The organism is Frigoribacterium sp. AP1 (assembly GCF_056680555.1).
Window position 1 is genome coordinate 59329 of sequence record NZ_CM155288.1, and the last position, 24374, is coordinate 83702.

General features: G+C 70.2%; 24 protein-coding genes and 1 tRNA gene. 2 read left to right on the forward strand and 23 right to left on the reverse strand.

Annotated features, from left to right (window positions below):
• Positions 1-35: 35 nt before the first annotated feature.
• From AC1MBW_RS00285 to argS, 18 genes are all read right to left on the reverse strand, one after another.
• Positions 36-935: a F0F1 ATP synthase subunit gamma gene (locus AC1MBW_RS00285; protein WP_043594511.1), complete on the reverse strand. Its 900-nt coding sequence runs from the start codon at positions 933-935 to the stop codon at positions 36-38.
• A 44-nt stretch (positions 936-979) separates the two neighbouring features.
• Positions 980-2617: a F0F1 ATP synthase subunit alpha gene (atpA, locus tag AC1MBW_RS00290; RefSeq protein WP_054145782.1), complete on the reverse strand. Its 1638-nt coding sequence runs from the start codon at positions 2615-2617 to the stop codon at positions 980-982.
• A 59-nt stretch (positions 2618-2676) separates the two neighbouring features.
• On the reverse strand, positions 2677-3471 hold the full coding sequence (locus AC1MBW_RS00295) for a F0F1 ATP synthase subunit delta (RefSeq protein ID WP_054145783.1): 795 nt from the start codon (positions 3469-3471) through the stop codon (positions 2677-2679).
• A 2-nt stretch (positions 3472-3473) separates the two neighbouring features.
• Positions 3474-4034 carry a F0F1 ATP synthase subunit B gene (locus AC1MBW_RS00300; RefSeq protein WP_054145784.1) on the reverse strand — a complete coding sequence of 187 codons (561 nt, stop codon included), beginning with the start codon at positions 4032-4034 and terminating at the stop codon, positions 3474-3476.
• A gap of 20 nt (positions 4035-4054) precedes the next feature.
• The gene (atpE, locus tag AC1MBW_RS00305) at positions 4055-4288 is read right to left on the reverse strand and encodes an ATP synthase F0 subunit C (RefSeq protein WP_043594505.1); all 234 of its coding nucleotides are present in this window, start codon (positions 4286-4288) and stop codon (positions 4055-4057) included.
• A gap of 54 nt (positions 4289-4342) precedes the next feature.
• Positions 4343-5149: a F0F1 ATP synthase subunit A gene (atpB, locus tag AC1MBW_RS00310; protein ID WP_043594504.1), complete on the reverse strand. Its 807-nt coding sequence runs from the start codon at positions 5147-5149 to the stop codon at positions 4343-4345.
• A 182-nt stretch (positions 5150-5331) separates the two neighbouring features.
• Positions 5332-5757 carry a Cg1360 family ATP-synthase-associated protein gene (locus tag AC1MBW_RS00315; protein ID WP_054145785.1) on the reverse strand — a complete coding sequence of 142 codons (426 nt, stop codon included), beginning with the start codon at positions 5755-5757 and terminating at the stop codon, positions 5332-5334.
• Positions 5754-7034, reverse strand: coding sequence for an MraY family glycosyltransferase (locus AC1MBW_RS00320; protein ID WP_054145786.1), 1281 nt, complete (start codon positions 7032-7034; stop codon positions 5754-5756). Before AC1MBW_RS00320 ends, AC1MBW_RS00315 begins: the two co-directional genes overlap by 4 nt.
• Positions 7031-7708, reverse strand: a complete 678-nt coding sequence (locus AC1MBW_RS00325; RefSeq protein WP_054145787.1) for an L-threonylcarbamoyladenylate synthase — start codon at positions 7706-7708, stop codon at positions 7031-7033. Before AC1MBW_RS00325 ends, AC1MBW_RS00320 begins: the two co-directional genes overlap by 4 nt.
• A gap of 39 nt (positions 7709-7747) precedes the next feature.
• The gene (gene prmC, locus AC1MBW_RS00330; protein WP_480025067.1) at positions 7748-8638 is read right to left on the reverse strand and encodes a peptide chain release factor N(5)-glutamine methyltransferase; all 891 of its coding nucleotides are present in this window, start codon (positions 8636-8638) and stop codon (positions 7748-7750) included.
• Complete coding sequence (prfA, locus tag AC1MBW_RS00335) at positions 8635-9717, reverse strand: peptide chain release factor 1 (protein ID WP_480025068.1); 1083 nt, start codon at positions 9715-9717, stop codon at positions 8635-8637. The genes prmC and prfA overlap by 4 nt, the downstream gene beginning before the upstream one ends.
• A 2-nt stretch (positions 9718-9719) precedes the next feature.
• Entirely contained in the window at positions 9720-12011 is a 2292-nt protein-coding gene (rho, locus tag AC1MBW_RS00340; RefSeq protein ID WP_480025069.1) for a transcription termination factor Rho, read from the reverse strand.
• A 290-nt stretch (positions 12012-12301) separates the two neighbouring features.
• Positions 12302-13255, reverse strand: a complete 954-nt coding sequence (thrB, locus tag AC1MBW_RS00345) for a homoserine kinase (RefSeq protein WP_054145790.1) — start codon at positions 13253-13255, stop codon at positions 12302-12304.
• Positions 13252-14334, reverse strand: coding sequence for a threonine synthase (gene thrC, locus AC1MBW_RS00350; protein ID WP_054145791.1), 1083 nt, complete (start codon positions 14332-14334; stop codon positions 13252-13254). Before thrC ends, thrB begins: the two co-directional genes overlap by 4 nt.
• A complete protein-coding gene (locus tag AC1MBW_RS00355) occupies positions 14334-15665 on the reverse strand; it encodes a homoserine dehydrogenase (RefSeq protein WP_054145792.1) in 1332 nt (443 codons plus the stop codon). Before AC1MBW_RS00355 ends, thrC begins: the two co-directional genes overlap by 1 nt.
• A gap of 69 nt (positions 15666-15734) precedes the next feature.
• Positions 15735-17165 (reverse strand): diaminopimelate decarboxylase, encoded by a 1431-nt coding sequence (lysA, locus tag AC1MBW_RS00360; RefSeq protein WP_480025070.1) that lies wholly within the window; start codon positions 17163-17165, stop codon positions 15735-15737.
• 67 nt (positions 17166-17232) lie between these two features.
• Positions 17233-18012 (reverse strand): LmeA family phospholipid-binding protein, encoded by a 780-nt coding sequence (locus tag AC1MBW_RS00365; protein WP_480025071.1) that lies wholly within the window; start codon positions 18010-18012, stop codon positions 17233-17235.
• 83 nt (positions 18013-18095) lie between these two features.
• A complete protein-coding gene (gene argS / locus AC1MBW_RS00370; protein ID WP_480025072.1) occupies positions 18096-19757 on the reverse strand; it encodes an arginine--tRNA ligase in 1662 nt (553 codons plus the stop codon).
• A 64-nt stretch (positions 19758-19821) separates the two neighbouring features.
• Between argS and AC1MBW_RS00375 the strand changes: the two genes are divergently transcribed.
• Positions 19822-20448, forward strand: coding sequence for a hypothetical protein (locus tag AC1MBW_RS00375; protein WP_480025073.1), 627 nt, complete (start codon positions 19822-19824; stop codon positions 20446-20448).
• A gap of 54 nt (positions 20449-20502) precedes the next feature.
• Here the strand turns inward: AC1MBW_RS00375 and AC1MBW_RS00380 are convergent, their stop codons facing one another.
• Both AC1MBW_RS00380 and AC1MBW_RS00385 read right to left on the reverse strand, forming a co-directional pair.
• Positions 20503-21330: a gamma-glutamyl-gamma-aminobutyrate hydrolase family protein gene (locus AC1MBW_RS00380; RefSeq protein ID WP_480025074.1), complete on the reverse strand. Its 828-nt coding sequence runs from the start codon at positions 21328-21330 to the stop codon at positions 20503-20505.
• Between the two features lie 107 nt (positions 21331-21437).
• Positions 21438-22145: a pyridoxine/pyridoxamine 5'-phosphate oxidase gene (locus tag AC1MBW_RS00385; protein WP_480025075.1), complete on the reverse strand. Its 708-nt coding sequence runs from the start codon at positions 22143-22145 to the stop codon at positions 21438-21440.
• A gap of 78 nt (positions 22146-22223) precedes the next feature.
• Here AC1MBW_RS00385 and AC1MBW_RS00390 point away from each other — a divergent pair.
• Positions 22224-22298 (forward strand) — tRNA-Arg (locus tag AC1MBW_RS00390).
• 90 nt (positions 22299-22388) lie between these two features.
• Here the strand turns inward: AC1MBW_RS00390 and AC1MBW_RS00395 are convergent.
• The 3 genes from AC1MBW_RS00395 to AC1MBW_RS00405 all read right to left on the reverse strand — a co-directional run bounded on the left by AC1MBW_RS00395 (position 22389) and on the right by AC1MBW_RS00405 (position 24326).
• Complete coding sequence (locus AC1MBW_RS00395) at positions 22389-22973, reverse strand: recombinase family protein (protein ID WP_480025076.1); 585 nt, start codon at positions 22971-22973, stop codon at positions 22389-22391.
• A gap of 104 nt (positions 22974-23077) precedes the next feature.
• Positions 23078-23293, reverse strand: a complete 216-nt coding sequence (locus tag AC1MBW_RS00400) for a hypothetical protein (RefSeq protein ID WP_152970190.1) — start codon at positions 23291-23293, stop codon at positions 23078-23080.
• Between the two features lie 142 nt (positions 23294-23435).
• Positions 23436-24326 carry an EamA family transporter gene (locus AC1MBW_RS00405; protein WP_480025077.1) on the reverse strand — a complete coding sequence of 297 codons (891 nt, stop codon included), beginning with the start codon at positions 24324-24326 and terminating at the stop codon, positions 23436-23438.
• Between the last annotated feature and the right edge of the window lie 48 nt (positions 24327-24374).

Sequence of the window (24374 nt, forward strand, 5' to 3'; positions counted from 1 at the left end):
TCTCTCTTCGGATGATGATGCTGTGGTGCAGAGCTCTACTTGGCCGACCCGAGGGCGTCTGCGCCGCCCACGATCTCGGAGATCTGCTGCGTGATCTCGGCCTGGCGCGCGTTGTTGGCCAGGCGGGTGAAGTCGCGGATGAGGGTGTCGGCGTTGTCACTGGCTGCCTTCATGGCCTTCTGACGGGCGGCGTGCTCGGAAGCGGCCGACTGCAGCATGGCGTTGAAGATGCGGCTCTCGATGTAGACCGGCAACAAGGCGTCGAGGACCTCGGTCGGGTCGGGCTCGAAGTCGTACAGCGGGAGGACCTCGTCCTCGCCGGGCTCTTCTATGCCCTCGACGACCTCGAGGGGAAGCAGACGGACGACCTCGGGGACCTGGCTGACCATGTTCACGAAGCGGTTGTAGACGATGTGGATCTCGTCCACGCCGCCCTCGGCCGCCTCGGTGAGGAACTTGGACACGACCGCGTCGCCGATCTCTTTCGCCGTGGCGAACTCGGGCTGGTCGGTGTTGCCGGTCCACACCTGCTCGGCGTCACGACGTCGGAAGGCGAAGTACCCCTGGGCCTTGCGACCCACGAGGTAATAGACGACCTCTTTGCCCTGGCTCCGCAGCAGTTGTGCGAGCTGCTCGCTCTCTTTCAACGTGTTCGAGCTGAACGCACCGTTGAGACCGCGGTCGGACGTGAACACGACGATCGCGGCACGTTCGACCGTCTCGGGCTCGGTGGTCAGCACGTGGTCGACGTCCGAGAACGTCGCCACGGCCGACACCGCACGCGTGATGGCCCGCGAGTACGGCCCGGAGGCTTTCATCCGGGCTTGCGCCTTCTGGATGCGCGAGGCCGAGATGAGCTCCATCGCGCGAGTGACCTTCTTGGTCGTCTGCGCAGAGCGGATCCTCTGCCGGTAGACCCGGAGTTGGGCTCCCATTACTCTCCTGTTGTCTCGTCAGTCGTGAACGTCGAACGGGCGCGTCAGCGCTTCGTCTTGACGATCTTCTCCTGGTTGACGTCGTCGGCGTCGGTGGCCTCGAACTCTTCGCGTCCCACCGAAGCGAGGGGCTTGCCCTCACCGGTCTGGAACTCCTGCTTGAACGAGTCGATGCCGCTCTCGAGAGCTGCGACGATCTCGTCCGTCAGGACGTTCTTCTCACGGAGATCGGACAACACGGACGTGTTGCGACCCATGTAGTCGAGAAGTTCCCGCTCGAAGCGCAGGATGTCGGGCACGGGGACCTCGTCGAGCTTGCCGTTGGTACCGGCCCAGATCGAGACGACCTGGTCCTCGACCGGGTACGGCGAGTACTGCGGCTGCTTGAGGAGCTCGGTCAGACGAGCACCACGTGCGAGCTGACGGCGGCTCGCCGCGTCGAGGTCGGACGCGAACATCGCGAAGGCCTCGAGCGAACGGTACTGGGCGAGCTCGAGCTTCAGGGTGCCCGAGACCTTCTTGATCGACTTGACCTGGGCGTCACCACCGACGCGCGACACCGAGATGCCGACGTCGACCGCAGGACGCTGGTTGGCGTTGAAGAGGTCCGACTGCAGGAAGATCTGACCGTCGGTGATCGAGATGACGTTGGTCGGGATGTACGCCGACACGTCGTTGGCCTTGGTCTCGATGATGGGCAGACCCGTCATGGAACCGGCGCCCAGCTCGTCGGACAGCTTCGCGCAACGCTCGAGGAGACGCGAGTGCAGGTAGAAGACGTCACCCGGGTAGGCCTCGCGTCCCGGCGGACGGCGCAGGAGGAGCGAGACGGCACGGTAGGCCTCGGCCTGCTTCGACAGGTCGTCGAAGATGATGAGGACGTGCTTGCCGCTGTACATCCAGTGCTGGCCGATGGCCGAACCGGTGTACGGGGCGAGGTACTTGAAGCCGGCGGGGTCCGAGGCGGGAGCGGCGACGATCGTCGTGTACTCCATGGCTCCGGCTTCTTCGAGGGCGCCCTTGACCGAGGCGATCGTCGAGCCCTTCTGGCCGATGGCGACGTAGATGCAGCGGACCTGCTTGTTCTCGTCGCCGGACTCCCAGTTGGCCTTCTGGTTGATGATCGTGTCGATCGCGATGGCCGTCTTGCCGGTCTGGCGGTCGCCGATGATGAGCTGACGCTGGCCACGTCCGACGGGGATCATGGCGTCGATCGCCTTGATGCCGGTCTGCATGGGCTCGTGGACCGACTTGCGCTGCATGACGCCGGGAGCCTGCAGCTCGAGGGCGCGGCGTCCTTCGGTGGCGATGTCGCCGAGACCGTCGATGGGAGCACCCAGCGGGTCGACGACGCGACCCAGGTAGCCGTCGCCGACGGGGACGGACAGGACCTCACCCGTGCGGGTGACCTCCATGCCTTCTTCGATGCCGGAGAACTCGCCGAGCACGATGGCGCCGATCTCGTCTTCGTCGAGGTTCTGGGCCAGGCCCTGCGTGCCGTCCGCGAAGCGGATGAGCTCGTTGGCCATGACGCCGGGGAGCCCCTCGACGTGAGCGATGCCGTCGGCTGCGTCCGTGACGTGGCCGACCTCGGTGGTCGAGGCCTTCGAAGGGTCGTACGACGAGACGAAGTCCTTCAGCGCGTCGCGAATCTCATCCGGGCTGATCTTGATGTCTGCCATTGTGATTCCTATTCGTAGCGAGGCTTCGGGAGGCCTCGAGTCTGTGTGTGAGAGCGTGACTAGCCGGCGAGCTGCAGGCGGAGCAGGCTGAGCTTGGTCGCGACGGTGCCGTCGATGACCTCGTCGCCCACCTGGACCCGGAGACCGCCGACGACGGCGGAATCGATGACCTGGTTGATGCGCAGGCTACGCCCGAACTGCCTGGCCAAACCGTGCTGCAGTCGTGTGACGTGGGCCTCGTCGAGACGGACGGCACTCGTGACGGTGGCGACGAGTTGGTCGGACTGGTCGGCGACGACGTCGGCCGCATGACGCAACAACTCGCCGATGCGACGACCGCGAGGCTGTCGCACCAGGTGCATGGCGATGGCGATCGTCTGAGGGCTGGCCTTGCCTCCGAGGAGACGCTGGACCAGGGCCGCCTTCGCGTCCGGGTCGCCCAGCTTGGAGCCGATGGCCAGTTCGAGTTGCGCGTCCGTGCGAACGGCGGCGTCGAAGGCGAACAACTCGTTCTCGATGCTGCTGTCGGCCGGGGTGGTCGACGCGATCGCCCGGAAGGCGACCTCTTCGATGCCGGCGAGCAGATCGTCGGACGACGACCAGCGGCTGCCGACGACCGACACGAGCACCGCTCGTGTCGACTCGGAGAACGACCCGAAGAGCCGGTCGAGCAGCTGCTTCTTCGTCGTGACGTCGACGGCGGGGTCGGCGAGGTACGACTGCAGCTGAACGGAGCCGCCGACGACCCGGCCGGCGTCGAGCAGTTGCTCACCCGTCGTCAGGTCGACCGACCCGCCGAGGTCGGAGAGGACCGACCGCGCCGAACCGAGTGCTTCTCGGGACATGGAACCCATCGTCAGTTGCCCGCCTTAGCGTTCTCGTCCGCCTCGAGGTCGGCGAGGAAGCGGTCGACCACGGCCGAGGCCTTGGCATCGTCGCTCAGCGACTCACCGATGACGCCCGACGCGAGGTCGATCGCCAGCGAGCCGACTTCGGACCGGAGCGAGGCCACGGCGGCCTGACGCTCGGCCTCGATCTGCGCGTGGGCAGAGGCGGTGATGCGGTCGGCATCGGCCTGCGCCTGCTGCTTGAGCTCGGCGATGATCTCGTTGCCCTCGGCGCGCGCGGCCTCACGGATGCGGGCCGCCTCGGCACGAGCGTCGGCCAGCTGCTTCTTGTATTCGTCGAGGGCCTTGGCAGCCTCGGCCTGTGCGGCCTCGGCGTGCTTGATGCCGCCTTCGATGCGCTCGGCACGCTCGTCGAGGATCCTGCGGAACTTGGGGATCGCGAAGAGCCCGAAGAACGCGGCGATGACCACGAAGACGACCAAGGACCAGAGGATGTCGTAACCAGCGGGGAAGAAGATGGCGGCGCCTTCGGGCGCACCACCCTCGGCCGCGAGGATCGTCTCGATCATCGGTGTGTCGTCCTAACTGATCAGGAGAAGATGAAGCCGGCGGCGAGGCCGATGAAGCCCAGCAGCTCGGTGAACGCGATGCCGAGGAACATCGTGACCTGGAGGCGGCCGGCCAGCTCGGGCTGGCGAGCCATGGCCTCGACGGTCTTGCCCGCGACGATGCCGATACCGATGCCGGGGCCGATCGCAGCGAGGCCGTAGCCGACGGTCGCGATGTTGCCGTTGATCTCAGCGAGGATCGTGGTGGTGTCCACTTGTGTTTCCTTCCGGTTGGGCGATGCACGTCGGATGACGTGCGTCGTCTGTATTTAGTGTTCTTTCGCCGCGGCCTGTTGGATGTAGACCGAGGCGAGGAGCGTGAAGACGTAGGCCTGCAGCACGGCGACGGCCATCTCGACGATGGTCATCACGAAGCCACCGATGAGGGTGAGAGCGCCGAAGGCCATGAAGCCCCCGCTCATGCTGAAGAAGAAGAAGTGCGTCGCCGCGAAGCAGAGCACCAGCAGGAGGTGGCCGACCATCATGTTCAAGAGGAGTCGGAGGGCCAGCGAGATCGGCCGCACGATGAAGATGTTGATGAACTCGATGGGCGTCAGCAGGATGTACATGACCCACGGCACACCGGGCGGGAAGAGGGCGTTGCGCAGGAACGTCGCTCCGCCGGCCTCACGGAAGCCCGCGTAGATGAACATGATGTACGCCACGACCGCCAGGAGCAGCGGCATGGCGATCACCGAGGTGCCCGCGATGTTGAGACCCGGGATGATGCCCGTGATGTTCATGGCGAAGATGCCGAAGAACATCGCCGCCAGCAACGGCAGGTATTTGCGTCCGAGCTTCTCGCCGAGGATCTCCTCGACGATCTGGATGCGGACGAAGTCGAGGCCCAGCTCTGCGATGCTCTGCCCACGGGACGGGATGAGCCGTCCCTTGCGCAGGGCCAGCCAGAACAGCAGCAACATGACGGCGATCGCGAAGAGGCGGACCAGCATGATGCGGTTCAGCTCGAAGGGGGTGCCCTCGAAGAAGATGGCGGGAGGGAAGAACTCGTCAAGAGTCGGGGCGTGGAATCCCCCGTCCCCGTGGCCGGCTTCGGCAGCGGAGAGCAGGTTCACAGCGTTCGCTATCAGCGCTATCTCCTGTGTCGGGGCGAGCACCCTGAAGTGTCGCGACGATTGGTGGGGTTTGTCATCCGTGCACGCTGGAGACGCGGCCGGGGAACGCTGCCAACCCTATCAAGGTAATGGTTGCTTGCACGAATCGGTCGAGGTATTTTCACCGTGTGCACGCATGACCGTCAGTCCTGGGGAGCAGGGGGCAGCGCCGCGTCGCTGACGTACGCCAGGCGCCCCCGGACGACCACGAGGGCGTCGACCGCGAGCGTGCCGATGATCGAGACGACGAGGGCCAGGAAGAGCACCACGTCGTTCACGAACGGCTGGTCACGCAGCACGACGAGCAACACGATGAAGATGACCAGCTTGAGCAACCAGGCACCCATCACGATGCCGAAGAACGCCCCGAGAGTGAACCGGATCGCCACCAGCATGCTCGCGGCCGTGATCGCCGCGAAGAGGATCGCGAGCCCCACCCCGACGAGGGCGCTCCACAGGCCGTCGGTGCCGGCGAAGAGGTAGCCGAGCCCCCCTCCGACCACGGCGATGACGAGGGCGAGCAGGCCCGTGTACTTCAGGATCTGGGTGAAGATCGAGCTGGCGTTCATGGGTGGTCCTTCGGGTTCGTCAGTTCGGGCACCACGGCCTCGGCCGCGGTGTCGGTGTCGTGCGGATCGAGGACGTCCGAGGCGGCGTCGAGCGGGTCGAACCGGTCGGACTCCGTCGTCGAGAGTTCATCCGTGCGGGTCGTCTGGACGGCGATCTCGACCCTCTTGCGGCGGCTGAGCGGCGACAACGTGGCAGCGGTGCAGGCGACCAACCCGACGCCGAGGAACACGGCGACCAGGTAGGTCGGCTTGACGAAGAGGAACATGAGACCCCCGACGGCCGCCACGATCGTCCAGGCGTAGAAGATCAGGACGGCTTGGAAGTGTGAGTGCCCCATGTCGAGCAGGCGGTGGTGCAGGTGCTTGCGATCCGCGGTGAACGGGGACTTGCCGGCGCTCAGTCGTCGGAGGACGGCCAGGCCGAAGTCGAGCAACGGCACGACGAGGATCGCGAACGGCAGGATGATCGGGATGAATGCCGGCAGCAGGGCCGTCCGGGAGATCCCGGCCGGATCGATCTGCCCGGTGACCGAGATCGCGCTCGTCGCCATGACGAGGCCGGTGAGCAGCGCGCCCGCGTCGCCCATGAAGAGCTTGGCCGGGTGCCAGTTCAGCGGCAGGAAGCCGAGACAGGCTCCGATGAGCACGGCCGAGAGCAGGGCCGCGAGGTTGAAGTACTCGGTCTGGCCGATGGTGATCGAGATGACGAAGCTGTAGACGAAGAAGACGCCGTTGGCGATGATGGCGACACCGGCCACGAGGCCGTCGAGACCGTCGATGAAGTTGACGGCGTTCATCACGAGGACGATCGTCAGGACCGTGAGAACGAGGGACATGTACGGCGAGCCGATGGCCAGGCTGCCGCCGATGGGCAGCGAGACGAGTTGCACGCCCTGCCAGGCGAGGACGCCGGCGGCGATGATCTGACCCGCGAGCTTGGTCATCCAGTCGAGGTCGTACAGGTCGTCGACGACTCCGATGACGACGATGATCGTGGCGGCTCCGATGATGGCCAACGGAGGCCCCGCGTCGGCGAAGACGAGACGGAAGTAGTCGACTCCCGAGATCAGCGGGAAGACGAACCACGCCGCGAGCAGCGCCACGACGATGCCCGCCCACATCGCGATGCCCCCGAGTCGTGGCGTCGGCGTCTGGTGGACGTCACGCTCGCGGATCTTGGGATAGAGGCGGTACTTGAGACCCACCCGCCAGACGACGACGGACAGCACGAAGCTGACCGCCGCCGAGATCGCCAGCGCGAGGAGGTAGTACCTCACGCGAGGGCGTCGACCCCGACGACGCGGATGATGTCGGCGTCGGACAGGACGCCGTGGCGCACGATGCGCAGAACCCCGTCGGCACCCCCCGTGGCGTCGACGATCGTCGACCCCGTGTTGGCGCCGACCCGGTGTTCGTACGACGTGCCCGCGGGGCCGTCGTCGAGGTAGACCGACACCGAGTCGCCGAGCATGCGACGCGCGTCGCCCGCCGACTCGGCAGCGGGTCGGCCGGTGAGGTTGGCGCTCGACACCGCGAGCGGGCCGGTCTCTTCGAGCAGCTCGAGGGCGATCCGGTGGCTCGGCACGCGCAGGGCGACGGTGCCGCGCGTCTCGCCGAGGTCCCAGCTGAGCGACGCCTGCGCACGGAAGATCACCGTGAGCGGGCCGGGCCAGAACTCGTCGAGCAACGGACGGACGACCTCGGGCACCCGGTCGGTGAGCGCGGCGAGGGTCTCTTGCCCCTTGATCAACACCGGAGGCGGTGACTGACGGCCACGACCCTTGGCGTCGAGCAGGCGCTGGACGGCGGTCGGATCGAACGCGTCGGCCGCGACGCCGTACACCGTGTCGGTCGGCAGGACGACGAGCTCGCCTCGCCCGATGGCACCGCGCGCCATGCGCATGCCGGCGAGCAGTTCGGAGTCGACGGAGCAGTCGTGAAAAGTGGCCATGACCTGACGATGATAGTGCGACGGACCGGGAGAACCCGGTCAGCGCACCGCCGTCGTGGCCCGGTCGCGATCGGTGAGGTCGGGATGCGTGGCCGGGGACCGCCATCCGTCGGCCGTCAGGAGGTCGCGGATCGCGCCTCCTTGGAGCTCGCCGTGCTCGATGACCAGCACTCCCCCGGGGCGCAGGAGTCGTCGGGCGGTGAGGGACAGCGCCCGGACGAGGTCGAGGCCGTCCTCGCCGCCGTACAGGGCGAGAGAGGGATCGTGGAGGCGCACCTCGGGGTCGCGCGGGATCATGCCCACGGGCACGTACGGCGGGTTCGACACCACGACCGAGACCGTGCCGTCGAGTTCGGGAAGGGCGTCGGCGAGGTCGCCCTCGACGAGGCGCACGTTGTCGACGCCCACCGCGGCGATGTTGCGACGGGTCCACACCGCCGCCTCGGGAGACAGCTCGACGGCGGTGACGTTCGCCGTCGGCACCTCGGAGGCCATCGCCAACGCGAGGGCACCGCTGCCGGTTCCGAGATCGACGGCGACGGGTGACGCGTCCGGCACGGCGCGGAGGGCGTCGATCGCCAGTTGCGCGACGCCTTCGGTCTCGGGCCGCGGGACGAAGACGCCGGGCCCCACGTGCAGCTCGAGGTGTCGGAAGGACGCCCGCCCCGTGATGTGCTGCAGTGGCTCGCGGGAGGCGCGGCGCGTGATGACGGCGACCAGCGCCTCCTGCTCGTCCGTCGTCAACGGCGCCGCGGTGACGGCCCTCGCCCGGACGGCTCCCCTGGCCAGGCCCGTGACGTGCGCGAGCAGGAGTTCGGCGTCGACGTCGGGCGACGGCACCCCGACGTCGGCGAGGACGGCCGATGCGACCCGGAGGGCCGCGTCGACCGTCGTCACGCCGTCGAAGGCCGTGGCGATCGCGTCGGTCACGACGCGGTGTCGCCGATCTCGGCGAGACGCGCCTCTTCGTCGGCCTGGATGCACGACTCGACCACGGGGTCGAGCGCACCGTCCATGACCGCGTCGAGGTTGTACGCCTTGTAGCCGGTGCGGTGGTCGGCGATGCGGTTCTCGGGGAAGTTGTAGGTGCGGATGCGCTCCGACCGGTCCATTCCCCGGATCTGGCTCTTGCGGGCGTCCGACGCGATGGCCGCCTGCTCTTCTTGCTGACGGGCCAGGATGCGGGCCCGCAGGACGCGCATGCCGGCCTCGCGGTTCTGCAGCTGGCTCTTCTCGTTCTGCATCGCGACCACGATGCCCGTGGGCAGGTGGGTGATGCGGACGGCGGAGTCGGTCGTGTTGACCGACTGTCCGCCGGGGCCGCTCGACCGGTAGACGTCGATCTTGAGGTCGTTCTGGTTGATGTCGACCTCTTCGGGCTCGTCGACCTCGGGGAACACGAGCACGCCCGTGGTCGAGGTGTGGATGCGCCCCTGCGACTCGGTCGCCGGCACCCGCTGCACGCGGTGCACGCCGCCCTCGTACTTGAGGTGCGCCCAGACGCCCTGCGAGGGGTCGGACGCGTTCGACTTGAGCGCGACCTGCACGTTCTTGTAGCCGCCGAGGTCGGAGTCGTCGCTCGCGATCATCTCGGACTTCCAGCCCTTCGACTCGGCGTAGTGCAGGTACATGCGCAGCAGGTCGGCCGCGAACAGGGCGCTCTCGGCCCCGCCCTCCCCGCCCTTGATCTCCATGATCACGTCGCGCCCGTCGTCCGGGTCGCGCGGGATCAGGAGGCGCCGCAAGCGTTCCTGGGACTCGTCGAGCGCCTGCTCGAGGCCGGGCACCTCGTCGGCGAACGCCTCGTCCTCTTTCGCGAGTTCGCGCGCGGCCTCGAGGTCTTCACCCGCCTGCTGCCACGCCGAGTGGGCAGCCACGATGCGGCTGAGCTCGGCGTAGCGGCGGTTGATCTTCTTGGCCCGGGCGGCGTCGGCGTGGACGGCCGGATCGCTGAGCTGCGTCTGCAGGTCGTCGTGCTCGGCCAGCAGCACGGCCACCGACTCGAACACGCTCAGTGCTCCTTGTGGCCGGAGTCGTGTCCGTTCGAGGCGGGGACCGACTTCTGGACCTGGACGAGGAACTCGACGTTCGACTGCGTCTCGCGCAGGTTGCGCAGGACGATCTCGAGGGCCTGCTGCTGGTCGAGTCCGGCCAGGGCCCGGCGCAGGCGCCAGGTGATCTTGACCTCGTCGGGGCTGAGCAGCATCTCTTCACGTCGCGTGCCCGAGGCGTTCACGTCGACGGCGGGGAAGATGCGCTTGTCGGCCAGGTGGCGCGACAGGCGGAGCTCCATGTTGCCGGTGCCCTTGAACTCCTCGAAGATGACCTCGTCCATCTTCGAACCGGTCTCGACGAGGGCGGTCGCGAGGATGGTCAACGAACCGCCGTTCTCGATGTTGCGCGCCGCGCCGAAGAAGCGCTTCGGCGGGTACAGGGCGGACGAGTCGACGCCACCCGAGAGGATGCGACCCGACGCGGGTGCGGCCAGGTTGTACGCCCGGCCGAGACGCGTGATCGAGTCGAGCAGCACGACGACGTCGTGGCCCAGCTCGACGAGGCGCTTGGCGCGCTCGATGGCCAGCTCGGCGACCGTGGTGTGGTCTTCGGCGGGACGGTCGAAGGTCGAGGCGATGACCTCGCCCTTGACCGTGCGCTGCATGTCGGTGACCTCTTCGGGGCGCTCGTCGACGAGCACGACCATGAGGTGCACCTCGGGGTTGTTGATCGCGATGGCGTTGGCGATCGACTGCAGCACGAGGGTCTTGCCCGCCTTGGGCGGCGAGACGATGAGACCGCGCTGCCCCTTGCCGATCGGCGACACGAGGTCGATGATGCGGGTCGAGAGCTTCTGGGGCTCGGTCTCGAGACGGAGGCGCTCCTGGGGGTAGAGCGGGGTCAGCTTGCTGAACTCGACGCGCTTGGCCGCCTCGTCGACGGGCTGGCCGTTGATCGAGTCGATCCGGACGATCGCGTTGTACTTCTGGCGCCCCTGGCCCTGGTCGCCCTCACGGGGCTGACGGATGGCGCCGACGACCGCGTCGCCCTTGCGCAGGTGGTACTTCTTGACCTGGCCGAGCGAGACGTAGACGTCGCTCGCACCGGGCAGGTAGCCCGTGGTGCGCACGAAGGCGTAGTTCTCGAGGACGTCGAGGATGCCCGCGACGGGGATGAGGACGTCGTCCTCGCCGATCTCGGGCTCGACGTCGTCGTTCTGACCACCACGGCCACGCTTGCGGTCACGCTGACGGCCACGACCCTGTCGGCCGCCCTCGTCGTTCTGTCCGCCGGACTGCGGGCCGTTGCCGGACTGCTCACCGCGGGCGGCGTCGTTCTTCTCGCCGGCCTCACGCTGGGCCTGCTGCTCGGCCTTCTGGTCCGCGCGCTGCTGCTCGCTGCGCTGCTGGCCGTTCTGCTGCTGGTCGCCACGCTGCTGGCCGTTCTGCTGTGCATCGGCCTTCTGAGCGCCGTTCTGCTGGCCACCGTTCTGGTCTGCCTGGGCCTGCTGCTGGCCACCCTTGCCGCGGTTGCGGTTGCGGCTGCGGCGGCCGCCACCCTGCTGGCCACCGTTCTGCTGGTCGCCGCCCTGCTGCTCGGACTGGACCGGGTCGGACACCTGCTGGTCGTTCTGGCCCTGCTGGTCGGAGCCGACCTCGTCGGTGGACGCGGTCGGAGCCGTCTCGGTGGACGCCGACTCGTCGGTGGCCGGGGCCTCGACCGACGCACCGGGCTGCGCCGCGTCGGCGGCCACGGACGCGTCGGAGGCGCGGCGCGAGCCACGTCGGCGGGACGGGCGCTCGGAGGCGGCGACCGGCTCGGTCGGAGCCTGCTCGGTCGGAGCCTGCTCGGCGGCGGGGGCCTCGACGGTGGCGGCTTCGGTGGCGGGAACCTCGACGAGAGGGGCGACACCGGTCTCGCCGGCGTTGACGTGCTCGCCGGCGGTACGGGACTCGGGAGCCCCGGCCGCGGACGTGGCCCGACGCGAGCCGCGGCGGGCGCGGGTCGGTGCCTGGGCGGGCTCGGTGGCCGCCTCGACCACGGCAGCCGCGGCGCCCTCGGCGACAGCGGTCTCGACCGAGGCCGGGACGCCGGCGTCGACGACCCCGTCGAGCGTCGGCTGGGGGGCGACCTCGACGGCGGCCCCCTCGCCCTGCTTCGCCGCGATGGCGGCGACGAGGTCGCCCTTGCGCAGCTTCGAGATGCCGCTGATGCCGAGCGACGAGGCGAGGGCCTGCAGCTGGGGCAGGCGCATGGCGGTGAGTTCGGGCGTGGACGGCGCAGCGGCGCCGTTCTGGACGTCAGTCACGAGTGATGGGTTCCTTTCGCTCCCCCGCGTTGATCGGCGGGGCAGAGCTGGTCACACCTCGTGGCCTCGGACCTGCACTGATCGGGTTCGCCCCGAGGGGGCGACCCTGTGCCGGTTCTGCCCTGAACGAGCAGCTGCTCGGGATGAGCAGGAGGCCTGGGAGGTGCGGTGCGCGCCGACCAGATCGGCAGACGAACACTGCTAGATGTGCACTACGGGATGTGCGACCCGGGGACTCGAAGACTTGTGACCCCACGCGGAAGCCCCCACGAAGAACGGCGGGGACGAAGCTAGATGCCCAGGAAATCTGAGTTTTCTACCGGGTGCGGCACCACTGTAGCACCTTTGAGATCGACGGCCAGCATCAAGGGACGCCACGCCGAGACGGCGTGTTCGCGCACCAGTTCGGCGGCGAACAGGCGCTGTGCCGGGTCGCTGCCGAGCACCAGGAGCGAGGGACCGGCACCTGAGACGACGGCCGCGAGCCCGGCGTCACGGAGCATGCGGATGAGGGCGTCGGTCTCGGGCATGGCGCTGGCGCGGTAGCTCTGGTGCAGGCGGTCCTCGGTGGCCGCGAGCAGCAACTCGGGACTCTGCACGAGCGCCGCCACCAGCAGCGCCGACCGCGACACGTTGAACGTGGCGTCCTCGTGCGGGACGGAGGCGGGCTGCAGGCTGCGGGCCAGTTTGGTCGAGAGGGTCGACTCGGGCACGAACACCACGGGCGAGACCCCACGGTGCACGAGCAGGCGCTTGTGCGACGGACCGTGCGAGTTCATCCACGCGATCGTGAGGCCGCCGAACAGCGCCGGCGCCACGTTGTCGGGGTGCCCCTCCATCTCGGTCGCCAGGGCGAGCAACGCCGCCGAGTCGAGCTCGACCGTGCCCTCGAGGAGCCCCTTGGCGGCCATGATGCCCGAGACGATCGCGGCCGCGGACGACCCGAGTCCCCGGCCGTGCGGGATGGCGTTGCGAGCCCGGAGGCGAAGCCCGGGCAAGGGGACGTCGACCGAGGCGAACGCCGCGGCGACGGCCTGGACGACGAGGTTCGACCCGTCGGTGGGCACCTGACCGGCCCCGACGCCCGTGACCTCGACCGAGACCCCTGGCTCATCGGTAGCCGTGACCTCGAGCTCGTCGTAGAGCGAGAGCGCGAGGCCCAGCGTGTCGAAGCCGGGACCGAGGTTGGCCGAGGTCGCGGGGACCTTGACCAGCACCGAGCGCCCGACGACCCCGGAGGTCATGCAGAGGCCGGTGCGAGACCGAGCACCTCGGCCACCCGGGCCGTGTCGCTCGCGACCACGGTCGGCTGCACGTCGCTGCCGTCGGCGCGACGCAGGGCCCACTGGGGGTCTTTCAGGCCGTGGCCGGTGACGGTGAGCACCACGGTGGCGCCGGCGGGGATGACCCCGGCGTCCGCTCGCTCGAGCAGACCGGCGACGCTGATGGCCGACGCGGGCTCGACGAACACGCCGACCTCGGCCGAGAGGATCTTCTGCGCGGCGAGGATGGCCTCGTCGGTGATGGCGCCGAACCAGCCGTCGGTCAGGTCGCGCGCCTCGAGGGCGAGCTGCCACGAGGCGGGGTTGCCGATGCGGATCGCGCTGGCGATGGTCTCGGGGGCCTTGACGACCTCACCCGCGACGATGGGCGCGGAGCCGGCGGCCTGGAATCCGAACATGCGCGGCAGCTTGGTGGCGCGACCGATCTCGAGGTCCTCGCGGTAGCCGCGCGTGTAGGCGGTGTAATTGCCGGCGTTGCCGACCGGGATGAAGTGGAAGTCGGGGGCGTCGCCGAGCACGTCGACGACCTCGAACGCACCGGTCTTCTGCCCCTCGATGCGGTCGTTGTTGACCGAGTTGACCAGGTGCACCGGGTAGTTCGCGGCGAGGTCGCGCGCGATGTCGAGGCAGTCGTCGAAGTTGCCCTGGATCTGCAACAGCTGGCCGTCGTGCGCGACGGCCTGGCTGAGCTTGCCCATGGCGATCTTGCCCTCGGGCACGAGCACGGCGGCCGTGATGCCGGCGTGGGCGGCGTAGGCGGCGGCCGAGGCCGACGTGTTGCCCGTGGAGGCGCAGATGACGGCCTTGGCACCGTGCTCGACGGCCTTCGAGATGGCCATCGTCATGCCGCGGTCTTTGAAGGAACCGGTCGGGTTCATGCCCTCGTACTTGACGTAGACCTTGGCACCCGTGCGGTTCGACAGGGCCGGAGCCGGGATCAGCGGCGTGCCGCCCTCGCCCAGCGTGACGATCGGGGTGGCGTCGGTGACGTCGAGACGGTCGGCGTATTCGCGCAGGACACCCTGCCACTGGTGGGCCATCAGGCTCCTTCGACTCTCAGCACGCTCGTGACGGAGTTCACGACCGTGGCGTTCTTCAGGGCGGTCACCGTCGCGGCGAGGTCGGACTCGCGCGCCCGGTGGGTGCCGATGATCAGCGTAGCGGTGGCCACGGCGTCACCCTCGACCGTGACGCCCGGCGTCGCACCCGACGTCTGCTCGACGCTGTGGACGCTCACGCCGTGGTCGCTGAGCACCCCGGCGACCTCGGCGAGCACACCCGGCTGGTCCGCCACGTCGAGCGTGATCTGGTACCGGGTCGACACACGGCCGATCGGCAGGACGGGCAGGTTCGCGTGGGTCGACTCGGCGACGCCGGGGCCTCCGATGACGTGCCGTCGAGCGGCCGAGACGAGGTCGCCCAGCACGGCGGACGCCGTCTCGACTCCCCCGGCGCCGGCACCGTAAAACATGAGGTCGCCGGCCGACTCCGCCTCGACGAAGACGGCGTTCTTGGCTCCGTGCACGGCCGCGAGCGGGTGGCTCAACGGCACGAGCGCCGGGTAGACGCGGGCGCTGACGCCCTCGACTCCGTCGTCGTCGACCAGGCGTTCGCAGATCGCGAGGATCTTCACGACGTACCCGGCCTTGCGCGCGGCGACCACCTGGTCGTGCGTGACCGAGGTGATGCCTTCGCGGTGCACGGCGGCGAGGGGGACGGCCGTGTGGAAGGCGAGGCTGGCCAGGATGGCGGCCTTCTGAGCCGCGTCGTAGCCCTCGATGTCGGCCGTGGGGTCGGCCTCGGCGTACCCCAGGGCCGTGGCCGTCGCGAGGGCGTCCTCGAGGCTCGAGCCGTCGGTGTCCATTCGGTCGAGGATGAAGTTGGTCGTGCCGTTGACGATGCCCATGATGCGCTGGACGCGGTCGCCGGCGAGGCTGTCGCGCAACGGGCGGATGATCGGGATGGCCCCGGCCACCGCGGCCTCGTAGTAGACCTGCGCGCCGACCTGCTCGGCGGCGTCGAAGAGTTCGGTGCCGTGGCTCGCGAGCAGGGCCTTGTTGCCCGTGATGACGTCGGCCCCCGAGTTGAGGGCCTGCAGCACGTAGCTGCGGGCCGGCTCGAGTCCGCCGATCAGCTCGACGACGATGTCGGCACCGACGATGAGCGACTCGACGTCGGTCGTGAACAGTTCGCGCGGCAGGTCGACGTCGCGGGGCGCGTCGACGTCGCGCACGCCGATGCCGACGAGCTCGAGTCCGGCGCCCGCGCGCCCGGCGAAGTCGTCGCCCTGCTCGAGCAGCAGCCGCGCCACCTGCGACCCCACCGAGCCGGCGCCCAGCAGGGCGACCCTCACGTTGCGGTATTCGATCATGTCAGTCCGTTCTCGGGTGCTTCGTCGTCGGGGTGCGGTGCTCGCACGAGGTCAGGAGGCGCGGGTCGATCAGTCGAGGCCGGCGTCGCGGGCCAGGAGGTCGGCCTCGCTCTCGCCCCGGACGATCACGCGGGCCCGGCCGTCACGGACGGCGACGACGGGGGGACGCCCGACGTGGTTGTAGTTGCTCGCGAGGCTGTGGCAGTAGGCGCCGGTGGCGGGCACGGCGAGCAGGTCGCCCGGGGCGACGTCGCCGGGGAGGTAGTCCGCGAGCACGACGAGGTCGCCGCTCTCACAATGCTTGCCGGCCACGCGCACGAGCGCGGGCGGAGCCGAGGAGGTGCGGTTCGCGATGCGCACGGAGTAGTCGGCCGCGTAGAGGGCCGTCCGTGCGTTGTCGCTCATGCCCCCGTCGACGCTGACGTACCGTCGCACCGCGGTGCCCTCGTCGGAGGTGACCGTGACGTCCTTGATGGTGCCGACCTCGTAGAGCGTGGTGCCGGCGGGGCCCACGATGACGCGCCCGGGCTCGACCGCGAGGAGCGGCACGTCGACGCCGAGGCGGAGGCACTCGGCCTGCACGATGTCGACCAGGGCGACGGCGAGGTCGTCGAGCGGGCGGGCGTCGTCGGCGCTCGTGTAGGCGATGCCGAAACCGCCGCCGAGGTTGAGCTCGGGGACCGGGCCGGTCGCGAGCAGGTCGGCGTGCACGGCGAGCAGGCGACGGGCGGCCTCGGCGAAGCCGTCCGAACCGAAGATCTGTGAACCGATGTGCGAGTGCAGTCCCACGAATTCGAGTGAGGGCTGCCGTCGGATCGAGCCGACGATCTCGGCGGTCTCGGAGAGCGGGACGCCGAACTTCTGGTCTTCACGGGCGGTGGCGAGGTACTCGTGGGTGGAGGCGTGCACGCCCGAGTTGACCCGGAGGCGCACGCGCTGGACGCGCCCGTGACGCTCGGCCGCCGCGGCGACCCGGCCGACCTCGGCAGCGTTGTCGAGGACGACGGTGCCGATGCCGGCCTCGACGGTGCGATCGATCTCGGCGAGCGACTTGTTGTTGCCGTGGAACCCCATGCGGGCCGGGTCGACACCTGCGGCCCGGGCGACGGCGAACTCGCCACCGGTGCAGATGTCGACGGCCATGCCCGCCTCGGCCACCCAGCGGGCGACCTCGGCCGAGAGGAACGCCTTGGCGGCGTAGTAGACCGTCGCCGTCGTGCCGATGCGGGCGGCCTCGCGCTCGAACGAGCGGACGGCCTCGACGGCCCGGGTGCGGGCGTCGTCCTCGTCGAGGACGTACAGCGGGGTGCCGAACGACGCCACGAGGTCGGAGGCGGTGACGCCGCCGAGCACGAGTTCGCCGTCGGGCGACCGCTGGGCCGTGGCCGACCAGACCGCCGGATCGAGGGCGTCGGCGTCGGTCGGCTCGACGAGCCAGGCAGGGGCCAGGGGGTTCGGGGACACGCGGACCTCGGGGGTTCGAAGGACGGGGAACGACATCAGAGCCTACCCACCGCCGGCGGGCGTGACGGCCACGGTCGGGACGCCCTCGACGGCGTAGGCGAGGTCAGGAGCAGGAGCCCTTGGTGCCGATGCCGCTGGACGAGATCGGCAGGCCCGGCGACGTGACGTCGAGGGTCGCCGCCGACGACGTGACGTCGACGCCGGTCAGGGTGGTGCCCTGGGGCAGGTACTGCGCCGCACACACGTCGAAGGCGTAGCCGCCGATGAAGGGTGCGAGGTCGAGCGACACCGACGTGTCCCGGAGCGACGCCGTCGTCGGCGTGAGCGAGATGACCCGGCCCTCGCTCGTGATCGAGGGCGTGGCGACGACGTCCACGGGGACGACCGTGTTCACGAGCGGGATCGTGAAGTCGCGGGCGTAGGTGACCTGCCCGTCGCCGAACGAGATCGCTCCTCCGCTCTCTTGCACGGCCGCCAGACCGTTGACGGTCGCCGCGTCGGCGGTGACCGTGCCGGTGATCGCGCCGGTCGAACCGCTCAGGTCGGTCGGGACGTCCCGGACGTCGAAGTCGAACGAGAGCCCACCCGACGAGCCGGCGGACGAGATGGTGGCCTGGTCGACGGTGCCCTGCACGAGCTGCCAGAGCATCGAGAAGCCGCCGATCTGCACGTCGACGGGGCCGGCGGCGTCACCGAGCTGCTGCGAGATCTGCTTCTCGGCCTGGTCCTCGGCGACGGTCCGGACGACGAGGTCGGCGACCACGGCGAGGATGCCGAGGACCACCACGAGACCGACCAGCACGAAGAGGAAGATGCCGAAGCCCCGACCCCGGCGGCGGGCGACGGGCTTGGCCTCGAAGAAGTCGGAGTCGATGTCGCTCATCGGGCCATCTTGTCAGCCGGGCGGCGAGGATCGCTCACGCCGCGCCTCCTGCGGTCGAGTCCGAGGAGGCGCGACGTGGGAGGTCACATGCGGTCGGGTGCCGAGACGCCCAGCAGGCCGAGCCCGTTGCGGATGACCTGGCCAGCCGCGTCGTTGAGCCACAGGCGGGTGCGGTGCAGGTCGGTGACCTCGTCGTCGCCGAGCGGCGTGACGCGGCAGGTGTCGTACCAGCGGTGGTAGGTGCCGGCGAGCTCTTCGACGTAGCGGGCCACGCGGTGCGGCTCCCGCAGTTCGGCGGCCTGGACGACGACGCGCGGCAGCTCGGACAGGGCTCCGAGCAGGGCGCTCTCGGTCTCGTGCGTGAGCAGCGAGGCGTCGAACGCGTCACGCGTGACCCCGGCCGCCTCGGCGTTGCGGGCGACCGCGCGGGTGCGGGCGTGGGCGTACTGGACGTAGAAGACCGGGTTGTCGTTGCTGCGCTTGGTGAGCAGGTCGAGGTCGATGTCGATCGAGCTGTTCACCGGGCTGCGGACCAACGAGTACCGGCCGGCGTCGACGCCGACGGCGTCGACGAGGTCCTCCATCGTGACGACGGTGCCCGCTCGCTTGGACATGCGCATCGGCTCGCCGTCGCGCAACAGGTTGACCATCTGGCCGATGAGGATCTCGAGGTTCACGCCGGGCTCGTCGCCGAACGCCGCGCACATCGCCATCATGCGACCGACGTAGCCGTGGTGGTCGGCGCCGAGCATGATCAGGTTGCGCTCGAAGCCGCGCTCGCGCTTGTCGAGGTAGTAGGCCAGGTCGCCGGCGATGTAGGCGGCCTCGCCGTCGCTCTTGACGATGACGCGGTCGCGGTCGTCGCCGAACTCGGTGGTGCGCAGCCAGGTCGCACCCTCGGACTCGTAGACGTGGCCGAGTTCGCGCAGGCGGGCGACGGCGCGCTCGACGGCCTTCGACTCGTGCAACGAGTTCTCGTGGAAGTAGACGTCGAAGTCGACGCCGAAGTCGTGCAGCGAGGACTTGATGTCGGCGAACATGAAGTCGACGCCGACCGACCGGAACAGCTCTTGCGCCTCGTCACGGGGCAGGTCGCGCACGTCGCCGTCGAAGGTCGCCAGGACGCGGGCGGCGATCTCGGCGATGTACTGCCCGCCGTAGCCGTCGTCCGGGGTGGGCTCGCCGAGCGAGCTCGCCAGCAGGCTGCGTGCGAAGCGGTCGATCTGCCCGCCGTGGTCGTTGAAGTAGTACTCGCGGGTGACGAGCGCACCCTGGGCCTGGAACACGCGGGCCAGGCTGTCGCCCACCGCGGCCCAGCGCACGCCGCCGAGGTGGATCGGGCCGGTGGGGTTGGCCGAGACGAACTCGAGGTCGATCGTGACACCGCGGTAGTAGTCGCCGCGGCCGTACGCCTCGCCCTGCTCGACGATGGAGCGCGCGAGCAGACCCGCGGCGGCGGCGTCGAGGCGGATGTTGATGAATCCGGGGCCCGCGACGTCGACGTCGGCGACCCCGTCGACCTCGGCCAGCTCGGCGGCGATCTCGGTGGCGAGCTCGCGCGGACTCGTGCCGACGCGCTTGGCGAACTTCATCGCCACGTTGGAGGCCCAGTCACCGTGGTCGCGGTTCTTCGGCCGCTCGAGCGCCACGTCGCCCTCGGTCACCGGCACGTCGACGGTGCCTCGGCGCTCGAGGACGCCCTGGACGACGGCGAGCAGGGACGTGGAGAGTTCGGCGGGAGTCACGAGGGTCGATCTTACCGGCAGCCCGGGGGCCGTCGACGAGCCCGTCGTCGGTGATGATGGAGGGATGAGCCCTGCCACGACCCGCTCCCCCGTCGTCCTGCGCACCCTCGTAGTGACGGGTGCGCTCGCCCTGTCCCTCACGGCCTGCACGGGCCCGTCGCAGGCCGCACCGAGCGCCACGCCGACGTCGGGTGCGCAGGCGTCCGCGACCGCCGGCGCGACGCCGACCGCGACGCCGACGCCCGACCTCGTGAGCACTCCGTTCACGATCGACTGCGACGACCTGCTCGACACCGGCTCGCTCGGGGCCTGGTACCCGGGCTTGGCGGTCGTGCCGGACGAGAGCGCGAGCGGCGACGAGAGCCGCGACGGCGAGGCCCTGCAGCAGGTGGCCGACGCGGACGGCACGACGTGCACGTGGCATGACTCCGCCGGTGCCACCGTCACGGTCGGTGTCGCGCACTTCGACCCGGACAGCCTCGACGAACTGGCCAACGAGCTCGTCGCCACCAGCAACTCGGTGCCGACCTTCGGCGTCGAGGGCTACTTCGACACCCCCGGCGAGATCGGCACGGCCGAGGCGTTCTCGTCCCCGGCCTTCGTCGTGGCCCGCTCGACGACGTTCCTCGAACCCGGCGACGCCGAGCCGGTCGTGTCGGCCGTGCTCTCCGCACTGGAGCAGGTCGGCTGAGACCGAGGGCGGGAGGCCCGAGGGCGGGAGGCGCGCTCGGGTGAGGGGCGCGACCTAGGCGACCAGCGCCTCCTCGTCCGTTCGCGACGCGGCGGTCGCGGCGAGGCGCCCCGCCTCGACGGAGGCGGCCAGGGACTCCAACAACGCCTCGAGCTGACCGACCGGGGCTCCTTTGTCTTCGGGGTGCCACTGCACGCCGACGACCGGGGCCGAGTCGTGCTCGACGGCCTCGACGGTGCCGTCGGAGGCGCGGCCGACGACGCGAAGGCCCCGGCCCAGGCGGCCGACGGCCTGGTGGTGCGCGCTCTGCACGACAGGCTCGGCGCCGAGGGCCCGAGCGAGCCGACTGCCGGGCTCGAGCCCGACGGCGTGCGGGTGCATGAGTTGGTCGACCGGGGCTTCGGGGGTGCGGTGCAGCCCGTCGTGGTCGTCCAAGTGCTGCACGAGGTCTCCACCGAGGGCGACGTTGATCACCTGGTGGCCGCGGCAGACGCCCAGCAGCGGGGTGTGGCGGGCGACCGCGCGGCGGACGACGGCGAGTTGGGCCTCGTCGGCCACGGGGTCGTGGCGACCCTCCCCCGGGTAGCCGGTCACGCCTCCGTAGAAGTGGGGCGAGAGGTCCTCACCGCCGAGCACGACGATCGCGTCGGCGTCGACGGTCAGCCGCAGCAGGTCGTCGGTGCCTAGGTCGCCCGCGGCGAAGCGCGTCGCCTGCCAGCCCGCGGCCTCGGCGGTCGCCCTCACCCGGACATTCATGTCGTCGACGTAGGCGTGGTACTCGGGGGCCTGCGGCCGGTGCCTCGTGACCTCGACGACGGCGAGACGCATCGAGGCGACGGCGGGGTCGCTCGGGCGGGTCGACGGGGCGCGGTGCGAGGTCATGCGACCATGCTGCCGTCGCGGCCGAAGGCCTGCTAGGTGCGTGTCGCCGCGTTACGTCCGCGACGCGGCCTCGGTCGCGGTTGCGCCGTCGACGCCCGCCGTGGCGCTCAGGGCCACAAGGAGGCGCGGGTCCAGCCGTCGCCGTCGCGGTCGTACCGCAGGCGCACCTGGTCGCGGCCCGTGGTGGCCTGCCAGAACTCGATCGACGTGGGGTCCACCCGCCAGGCCGTCCAGTCGTCGGGCACGAGGGTGTCGTCGGATTCGATGGCCGCCTTGGCCTCGGCCAGGCGACGACGAGTCTCGGCCTCGTCGGTGATCGGACTGCTCTGCGGCTGCGTCATCGCGACAGCGCGGGAGTCGGGGTGGCGAGCGGTGAAGTCCTTCTCGCTGACGCCGCGAGGGCCCGGCGTCGCCCGACCGAGCACGCGGACCTGACGGCCCTGCTCACGCCAGTAGAGGGTGAGGGCCACCCGGGGGTTCTCGGCGATCTGCCGACCCTTCGGGCTGATCGACGAGGTGGCGAACCAGAGGGCGCCGTCGTCGACGTCCTTGAGGAGCAGGGTGCGGGCCGTGACGTCGCCGTCGGACGACGAGGTCGAGATGACCATGGCGTGCGGCTGGGCGACGTCCTGGTCGACTGCCTCGACGAGCCACGAGACGAACTGGTCGACGGCGTCGTCGGCCACGTCGTCGACGTCGAAGGTGGGCAGCTCGGGGTGGAAGACCTTGGCCGAGCGGAGGCGATCTCGCAGGGTCGGTCCGCTCGGGTCGGTGCGGTCGGGGCGGGCTCGGTCGGTGCGGTCGTCTTGGGTCACTCCCCCACGATGCACCCCCACACCGTCAGGTCGTCCCAGGCCGGACCGATTCGCTGCTAACCTGGACGACGTTCCTGGGCCCCCATAGCTCAGGGGATAGAGCACTGCCCTCCGGAGGCAGGGGCGGCAGTTCGAATCTGCCTGGGGGCACCACATCTCCGCTCTCGCGGCAGCGTCGCTCTCGCGACGGTCCTCCCCTCGCGACAGCCTCGGAACCCGAGGCCATGCCGATGTCGGGCTCGATCAGTCGGTCTGCTGGCGGCGGGCGCGGTCGGCGTCGTCGCGCTCCAGTTCGCGGCGCAGGACGCGCTCGGGGACGGCGACGTGCTCGGCGGCCTGTCGCATGCTCGCTCCCTCGGCGCGCAGCTGGCGGGCCGCGTCGAGGCGGCGTCTCGAGACCGGGGGCTTCGCGGTCTGCGCGACCCGCGCCTCCTGCCGTTTGCGGGTCTCGGCGCGGTGCAGCTCGCCGCCGACCTGCTCGTCGAAGCGGGCCAGGGCGGCGGTGACGCGGAAGAAGAAGCGGCCGTAGGCGTTGAGCTCGTCGATCTGCTCGTCGATCGAGCGGAAGGCGACGCCGAGCGCGTCGAGGGTCGCCATCACGCCGACCAGCTCGGCGACCGAGCGGCCGATGCGGTCGACGTTCGTCACGACGAAGACGTCGCCCTCGCGCAGGCTGCCGATGGCCTTGGCGAACTCGGGGCGGGACTGCCTGGTGCCGGTGGCGTGATCCACGAACACCCGGTCGCACCCGCCGGCCCGGAGGCGTTCCGTCTGCCGGTCGGACGACGGGTCGTCTCGCGAGATGCGGGCGTACCCGACGACGGTCACGGGCGGCCTTCCGACGAGAGGGGGCGGACAGAGAGGCGAGGCCCCGCCGACGGCGAGGCCTCGAGGACGGTCGCCCGAGGGCGTCCGTCAGTGGATCGTCGTGCTCAACTGTAGGTGAGCGCGATCACCGCGACGTCGAGCGTGCGGTACGAACCCTCACGTCGGACGGCGGACCGGACTCGACCACGCAGCACCTCGAAGAGACCGTCGTTCTCGTGCACGAACCCGATCACCCCGGCGGTCGGCGTCGACACGCGGTGGAATCCGTCGCCCAGCGGGACGACCTCGGCCCGGGACGTTCGCTCCAAGACAGCACCCATGATGTCTCCTTCTTCGTTCTCCGGCCCGTCTGGTGGGCCGTGATCGTAGCGTACCCCGCACATGGGGTACACGACCTTGCGGAGTTGTCAGGCTCGTCGTCTCGTTCGCTCCGCGGACAGCGGCGGAACCGGCGCCGTCCGATCAGGCCGCCGGGGCCTCGGGCAGGGCCCCGCGACGCCGCCGACGACCGGCCGCGACCGTCACCCCGACGCTCGCCGCGGTCACGCAGGCCAGGGCCACCACCTCGCGCACCCCGAGCGCCTCATCCAACACGATGAGCCCGGCCAGGGCGGCCACCGCCGGCCCCAGGCTGGACAGCACCCCGAACACCCGGGTCGGCAGTCGCCGCAGCGCCACCGACTCGAGGGCGTACGGGATCGCCGAGGTCAGCGCCGCCACCACCAGGAAGACCAGCAGGAGGCGCGGGTCGGCCCGGACGGCCACCGTCGCGTCGTGCGCTCCGAACGGGACGACCACGAGGGCGGCGACGAGCATGGCGGTCGCGAGGGCCCCCATGGGGTCGCGGCCCCGACCCAGGGACGCGTTGGCCAGGATGTAGCAGGCCCAGAACGCGCCGGCACCGAGGGCGAGCAGCACACCGGCGATCGGGATCGCGCCGGTCGAGTCGGAGCCGAGCAACACGACCCCGGCGAGGGCGAGCAGGGCCCAGGCCGCGTCCCACCACCGCCTCGTCTGCACGAGTGCGACGACGAGCGGGCCGAGGAACTCGAGGGTGACCGCGACCCCGAGCGGCACGACGTCGATCGCGAGGTAGATGAGCGAATTCATCCCGGCCAGGGCGAGACCCAGCACGAGCACTCCGAGCCAGGTGCGGCGGGGCCACCGCCACGGGCGCGGGCGGAAGACCAGCACCAGCAGGGTCGCGCCGAACGCGAGGCGGAGTGCAGCGGCACCCAGGGGCCCCAGGGCCTCGAAATGCGTCTTGGCGAGAGCCGCCCCGAACTGCACCGAGACGATCGCCGCGACGGCGAGCAAGGGCGACGGCACACGGCCGAGGGGGCTGGGGTTCACGGGGCTCCGGGTTCGTCACGGGGTGTGCGGCGGCACAGTACGATCGTG